Raw genomic sequence first — 7,606 nt, 5'->3', positions numbered from 1 at the left:
CCGCCGACAAGCGCCTCGTCGCCTACGTCGTGCCAAAGGCCGGCGGCACCGTGGAGGCCGAAGCGCTCAAGGCACAGCTGCGTCAGGGCCTCCCCGAGTACATGGTCCCCGGCACCGTGGTGGTGCTGGAAGCCCTGCCGCTCAACGCCAACGGCAAGGTGGACCGCAAGGCGCTGCCGGAGCCCGAAGCACCCCAGTCGGGGAGCAGCTACCTCGCACCGCGCACGCAGACTGAAGCGAAGCTCGCGGCCATCTGGGCTGAAGTGCTTCGGCTGCCGCAGGTGGGCGTACGGGATTCCTTCTTCGAGCTGGGCGGCCACTCGTTGCTCGCCACCCAGGTGGTGTCGCGCGTGCGCGCGGAACTCCGCGTGGAGCTGCCCCTGCGCGCACTCTTCGAGTCACCGACGGTGGAAGGACTGGCGGGTCGACTGGCCGGCCTCATGGGAGTCAGCGCCCCGGCCCTCACGCGCGTCTCGCATGAAGGCCCGCTGCCGCTGTCCTTCGCGCAGCAGCGCCTCTGGCTCATTGATCAGCTCGAACCCGACAGTCCGCTCTACAACATGCCCGTGGCGGTGCGGCTGGACGGCGCCCTGCGCACGGACGTGTTGGAGCGTGCGTTGCAAGAGGTCATGCGTCGTCACGATGCCCTGCGCACCACGTTCGCGCAGGTGGATGGCGAGCCCGTCCAGATCATCCATCCTGAAGTCGTCCTACCCCTGGGGCTCGTGGACCTCACGGGCGTGGAGGCAACACAGCGGGAGGCCGAAGCGCGAGTGCGGATGGAGCAGGAAATGCGCAGGCCCTTCGACCTGCGCACCGGTCCGCTCGTGCGCACGCTGCTCTTCAAGCTGGATGAGCATGAGCACATCCTCGTCGTCAACATGCACCACATCATCTCCGACGGCTGGTCCCTCGGAGTGCTGGTGCGAGAGGTGAGCGCGCTCTACGCCGCGTTCGCCGACGGGCGGTCCTCGCCCCTGCCGGAGCTGCCGGTGCAGTACGCCGACTACGCCGCATGGCAGCGTCGCACGCTCAGCGGCGAAGCCCTGCAACGTGAAGTGGCCTACTGGGAAGGAAAGCTCTCCGGTGCGCCGGCCGTGCTGGAGCTGCCCACCGACCGGCCGCGTCCGGCGGTCCGCGGCACCGCGGGCGCGACGTTCGGCTTCACCCTTCCGCGTGAGTTGAGTGAGAAGCTGCGGAACCTGGGCCATCACGAGGGCGGCTCGCTCTTCATGGTGCTGCTCGCGGGCTGGCAGGCGCTGCTTTCGCGCTACACAGGCCAGCAGGACCTCACCGTCGGCTCGCCCATCGCGGGCCGTACCCGGGCGGAGACGGAAGGCCTCATCGGCTTCTTCGTCAACACGCTCGTGCTGCGCGCGAAGGTGGAAGACGGCCAGTCCTTCCGTGCGCTGCTCCAGCAGGTGCGCGGCACGGTGCTCGAAGCGTATGAGCACCAGGACGTGCCCTTCGAGAAGCTCGTGGAGGTGCTGCACCCCACGCGCAGCTTGAGCCACACGCCACTCTTCCAGACGCTGCTGACGCTCCAGAACGTCCCCACCGAGGACGTACGGCTGCCGGGCCTGCGCCTGCAGGGCCTCTCCTCCGAGCACACGACGTCGAAGTTCGACCTGAGCGCCTTCTTCTCGGAGACGCCGGACGGATTGCAGGGCGTGCTGGAGTACAGCACCGCCCTGTTCGAGCGGAGCACCGTGGAGCGGATGGCCACCCACCTGCGCACGCTGCTCGAAGCCGTGGCCGCGAAGCCCGAGCAGTCCGTGGCCGAGCTGCCCCTGCTGGGAGCTGATGAGCGTCAGCGCCTGCTCGTCGGCTGGAATGACACCGCGACGGAGAGCCCCACCAGCGTCCCTGTCCACGTCTACTTCGCCCACCAGGCCCGGCAAACTCCCGACGCCGTGGCCCTCGTCCTGGGCGAAGCCACGCTCACGTACGCCCAACTGGACGCCCGCGCCAACCAACTGGCCCACCACCTGCGCGCCCTCGGCATCACTCCCGGCGCCCGCGTCGGCCTCGCCCTCGAGCGCTCTTTCGACCTGGTGGTCGCGCTCCTTGCCATCCTCAAGGCCGGTGCTGCCTTCGTCCCCGTGGATCGCAATGCCCCGGTGGACCGCATCGCCGCGCTCTTGGAGGACTCGGATGTGGAGGTGGTCCTCACGCACCAGCCCTTCGCGCACCTGCTGCCCGCCACTGGCACCCGTGTCTGGTTGGACGCGCAGCAGGACGTTCTCGCGAGCCTGCCCACGCATGCGCCGGACGTGTACGTGGACGGCGAGTCGCTCGCCTACGTCATGTTCACCTCCGGCTCCACGGGTCGGCCCAAGGGCGTCTGCGTGCCCCACCGGGGCATCACCCGCCTGGTGCTCAGCAGCACCTTCATGCGCTTCGGGCCGGAAGAGGTCTGGCTCCAGTTCGCCCCCGTCGCGTTCGACGCGTCCACCCTCGAAATCTGGGGCGCGCTGCTGCATGGCGCGAAGCTCGTCCTCGCTCCGCCCCATGCCCTCACGCTGGAGGAGTTGGCCGTGCAGCTGCGTCACCACCGCGTGACGTCGCTGTGGCTGACGGCGGCCCTCTTCGAGCAGATGGCCGTGCATCAATCAGAAGCGATCGCCAACGTGCGGCAACTCCTGGCCGGTGGCGACGTGCTTCCCACCACCCGGGTGCGCGAGCATCTGGCGCGGCTTCCGGAAGGCGCCGTTCTCATCAACGGCTACGGCCCCACGGAGAACACGACCTTCTCCACCACGCTGTCTCTGCACCGCAAGACAGTGGTGGATGGCTCCGTCTCCATCGGCCGCCCCATCTCCAACGCCACGGCCTACGTGCTGGACGCGCACCTGCGTCCAGTGCCCGTGGGCGTCGCGGGGGAGGTCTACGTCGGTGGCCCCGGCCTCGCCTGGGGCTACCTGCACCGCCCCGACCTCACCGCGGAGCGCTTCATTCCCCACCCGTTCGCCACCACGGCCGGTGAGCGCCTCTACCGCACGGGCGACAAGGCGCGCTGGTTGGAGGACGGCACGCTCGACTTCCTCGGCCGCGTCGACTTCCAGGTGAAGGTGCGCGGCTTCCGCATCGAGTTGGGTGAAGTCGAAGCCGCCCTGCGCAGTGCCCCCGGCGTCAACGAGGCCGTCGTCGTCGCGCGTGGAAGCGACGGAGACAAGCGCCTCGTCGGCTACATCACCGCGCTCGAAGGACACTCGCTGGACACGGGCGAGCTCAAGGCACACCTCAAGCAGCACCTGCCCGAGTACATGGTGCCTTCCGTGTTGCGGGTGTTGGAGGCCCTGCCCCTCAACGCCAACGGCAAGGTGGACCGCAAGGCCCTGCCGGAAGTGGACTCGCGCGAAGCCGAAGCGAAGGACTTCGTCGCCCCGCGCGACGCGCTGGAGATGCAGCTCGCCCGCATCTGGGAGGACGTCCTGGGCCTTCGCTCCGTGGGCGTGCGCACCAGCTTCTTCGACTTGGGCGGCCACTCCCTGCTCGCCGTGCGCATGGTGGCCGCCGTGCGCGAGCGCCTCGGCCAGAGCCTTCCCCTCTCCGTCCTCTTCCAGCAGCCCACCATCGAGCACCTCGCCAGGGTGCTGCGCGAGGAGGCCCAGGAGTGGACGCCCCTGGTGCCCCTGGAGAAGGGCGAGCCGGGACGACGCCCCCTCTTCTTCGTCCACCCGGGTGGCGGCAACGTCCTCGCCTACGGAGAGCTGGCACGGCGGTTGGGGCCCTCCCAGCCCGTCTACGGCCTCCAGTCCCGAGGCCTCGACGGACGCCCCGTCGCGCAAACCATCGAGGAGATGGCGGCCCTCTACCTCGACGGCCTGCGCACGGTGCAGCCGCGGGGGCCCTACCTCCTCGGAGGCTGGTCCATGGGCGGCGTCGTCGCCTACGAGATGGCCCGACGACTGCGCGAGGAAGGCGAGGCGGTGGACCTGCTCGCCCTCGTGGACGCGCACGTCCCCGGCCTGACGAAGCCCTCCTCGGAGTACTCCGCCCACGCCAGGGCCCGCATCGCCTTCGCCCACGCCACGGCGTCCGCCTTCGGCCAGGCGCCCACACTCACGGACGATGCACTCGCCCAGGGTGACGACGACGCGATGCTCGGCGCCCTGCTGGAGGAAGGCCTCCGCGCCCGCATCCTCGACACCCACTCGGGCCCCGCCCAGTTGCGCGCCCTCTTCCGCGTCTTCCAGGCCAACCTGCTCGCCCTGGAGCACTACGTGCCCAAGCCCTATGACGGCACCGCCCTGCTGCTGAGCGCCAGCGAGTCCGTCGCCCCCCTGCCTCGCCACCGCGGCTGGGAGGGCCTGGTGCGCGGCGGCCTGGAAGTGCTCGACGTCCCTGGCAGCCACCATGCGCTGATGCAGGACCCGCACCTCGAGCCCCTCGTCCAACGCCTGCGCGAAGCCCTCGCCCGGGTGGAGGGCATCGAACCGCGAGGGGCCACGGGAAGCTGATCCCGTCCTGCCTCTGGAGGCACGGGGCGGAGCCAGGTGGAGGGCCCTCCTTCCCAACCTGGCCGCCCCGTCCTCATGGCGCCCTGGCTCGGGCTCAGCCTGGGCGTTCTCCAGGGCACCCAGAGCAGGCCGTGCTGGCACGCCAGGATCAGCCGCTCCCCCCTCATTCGAGGCGGCGACCCAGGGAGCCGCCCTCACTCGGGACGACACTCGACGTCCTTCCGTCCCTGCCTTCGGGAAACCAGAGCAATCCAGCAAATACCTGGATTCATTCGAGCAGGCCTCAAGACGCCCCCATGACAGGCCGCTCGCCGACGGAATAATCTAATCACCGTGAATTTGACCCACCCTCGCGTCTCTCCCGGGAGAGCGGCGCAGGGCGTCAAACCGGCAAATGAAGCAGGTCGCAGTTCTCGCGAGCCCATCGCCCTGGGTGTCGCTCGCGCGTGGCGTTCCCGAGTGCGGAGTACATGAGATGAGCAACGAGCTGTCGAAGCGGATCGCGAACCTCTCACCGGAAAGACGCGCGGAGCTTCTGAAGAAGATGGCCGCGCAGAAGGCGGCCCCTGGGAACACGGCGCGCGGCCTCATTCCGCTCCAGGACCGCTCGCGCCCGCTGCCGCTGTCGTTCGCACAGCAGCGGCTGTGGTTCATCGATCAGCTCGAACCGGGCAGCCCCCTGTTCAACGTACCCATGGCGGTGCGCCTGGAGGGCCCGCTGGCGGTGGACCTGCTGGAGCGCTCACTGCGCGAGGTGGTGCGTCGGCACGAGGTGCTGCGCACCACCTTCCGTGAAGACGCCTCCGGCCCCGTCCTGGTGATCGCTCCCGAACCGGTGCTCACGCTGGAGCGGCGGGACCTCACGGGCGCGACGCCGCACGAAGCGTGGCGCCTGGCGCGCGAAGCGGCGGCCCGCCCCTTCGACCTCGCCCGGGGTCCGCTGCTGCGCGCACTGCTGCTGACGTCCGGACCAACGGAGCACCTGCTCGTGGTGGTGCTGCACCACATCATCTCCGACGGCTGGTCGATGACGCTGCTGGTGCGCGAAGTGGCGCTGCTCTACGGCGCGTTCGCACGCGGAGTGCCCGCGGCCCTGCCGGAGCTGGGCGTGCAGTACGCCGACTTCGGCGTGTGGCAGCGCGAGTGGCTCCAGGGCCCGCGCCTGGAGAAGCAACTCGGTTACTGGAAGCAGCAACTGGCCGGAGTGCCCTCCGCGCTGGAGCTGCCCACCGACCTGCCCCGCCCCGCGATCCGCGATGGACGGGGAGCCCGACACGATATGCACCTGCCGCGCGAGCTGATGGACGCGATGAAGACGCTGGCGCAGCAGGAAGGCGCCTCGCTCTTCATGGTGCTGCTGGCGGGTTGGCAGGTGTTGATGTCGCGGTACGCGGGCCAGGAGGACGTGACGGTGGGCTCGCCCATGGCGGGCCGGACGCGTGGGGAGGTGGAGGGGCTCATCGGCCTCTTCGTCAACGCGCAGGTGCTGCGCACGCAGGTGGAGGGCACCGCGAGCTTCCGTTCAATTCTGCGTCAGGTGCGGGAGACGGTGTTGGGGGCCCAGGAGCACCAGGATCTGCCCATCGAGCGGCTCGTGGAGGAGCTGCGCCCGGAGCGCATTCAGGGACGCACGCCGTTCTTCCAGGTGATGCTCACGTTCCAGGCGTCCTTCCGGGGCGCGGCCATCGTGGAAGGCGTGAAGCTGGAGGCGCTGGAACTCGACACGCACACGGCGAAGTTCGACCTGACGCTCCAGGTGCTGGAGACGGAGCAGGGCCTCAAGGGCTACCTGGAATACGCCACCGATCTCTACACCGCGCCCACCGTGGCGCGCATGGCCGAGCATCTGCGCGTGCTGCTGGAGGGTGCGGTCGCCCGTCCGGACGAGACGGCCACGCGGCTCCCGCTGTGGACCGACGCCGAGCGCCAGCAGGTGCTCGTGGAGTGGAATGCGACGCGCGCGCCCTTCCCGGAGGCGTGCATGCACTCGCTCTTCGAGGCCCAGGCGCGCCGCGCGCCGGACGCGCTCGCCGCCGTCTTCGAAGGGACGCGCCTGACGTACGCGGAGCTGGATGCGCGCGCCAACCAACTCGCGCACGCCCTGCGCCGCCGGGGCGTCCGGCCCGAGGTGCGGGTCGCCCTCAGCGTGGAGCGCTCGCTGGACATCGTCATCGGCCTGCTCGGCATCCTCAAGGCCGGTGGTGCCTGGGTGCCCGTGGATCCGCTGCTGCCGCGCGAGCGCCTGGCCTTCATGCTGGAGGACAGCGACGCCGAGGTGCTCGTCACCCAGCGCGTGCTGGTGGAGCGCTTCCCGCAGGCACACCAGTCCCGTGCGCTGTGCCTGGACTCCGAGCGCGAGGCCCTGGCGGGAGAGCCGGTTGATGCTCCGTGGACGGGCGTGACGCCCGCGCACCTGGCGTACCTGCTCTATACCTCTGGCAGCACCGGCACCCCCAAGGGCACCGCCGTGGAGCACCGCAGCGTCGCCAACCTCGTCACGCACGAGGCGGTGGCGTACGGCATCGGCCCGGGCAGTCGCGTGCTGCAGTTCGCGAGCCTCAGCTTCGACCTCTCCGTGGAGGAGATTTTCACCACCCTCTGCAACGGCGCCACGTTGGTGCTGGCCCCTCTGGACAAGCTGATGCCCGGTGCGCCGCTGCCCATGCTGCTGCGCGAGCAGGGCCTCACCGTCATCAGCCTCACCCCCGCCGCGCTCGCGGCCACGCCTTCGGACGGACTGCCCGAAGTGCGCACCGTCATCTCCGGCGGCGAAGCCCTGCCCGCGGATGTCGTCGCACGCTGGGCCCCGGGACGCCGTCTCCTCAACACGTACGGCCCCACCGAAGCCACGGTGGTGGCGACGCTCGGTGAGGTGGTGGCGGATGGGGGCGTGCCGTCCATTGGCCGGCCGCTGGCGAACGTGCGCGCCTACGTGCTGGACCCGCGCGGCGAGCCCGTGCCGGTGGGCGTGCGGGGCGAACTCTACGTGGGCGGCGTCGGCGTGGCGCGGGGCTACGCGGGCCGCGCGGGCCTCACGGCCGAGCGCTTCGTGCCGGATGCCTTCTCGGCAGAGGCAGGCGCCCGGCTGTACCGCACGGGCGACGTGGTGCGCTGGCGCCAGGACGGGACGCTGGAGTTTGTCG

The 7,606-nt window shown here is 70.3% G+C and carries 2 protein-coding genes; both read left to right on the top strand.

Annotated elements, in window-relative coordinates; translation table 11 throughout:
- Window positions 1-4,463 (top strand): non-ribosomal peptide synthetase (locus tag D7V97_RS36855; RefSeq protein WP_147445126.1); only part of this gene is annotated, 4,463 nt, incomplete at its 5' end.
- A 475-nt stretch (window positions 4,464-4,938) separates the two neighbouring features.
- Window positions 4,939-7,606: amino acid adenylation domain-containing protein (locus D7V97_RS36850; protein ID WP_120615294.1), on the top strand; the 2,668-nt coding region annotated here is incomplete at its 3' end.

Source organism: Corallococcus sp. CA053C (assembly GCF_003611675.1).
GTDB lineage: Bacteria > Myxococcota > Myxococcia > Myxococcales > Myxococcaceae > Corallococcus.
This window is presented reverse-complemented; position numbering and strand designations above follow the sequence as displayed.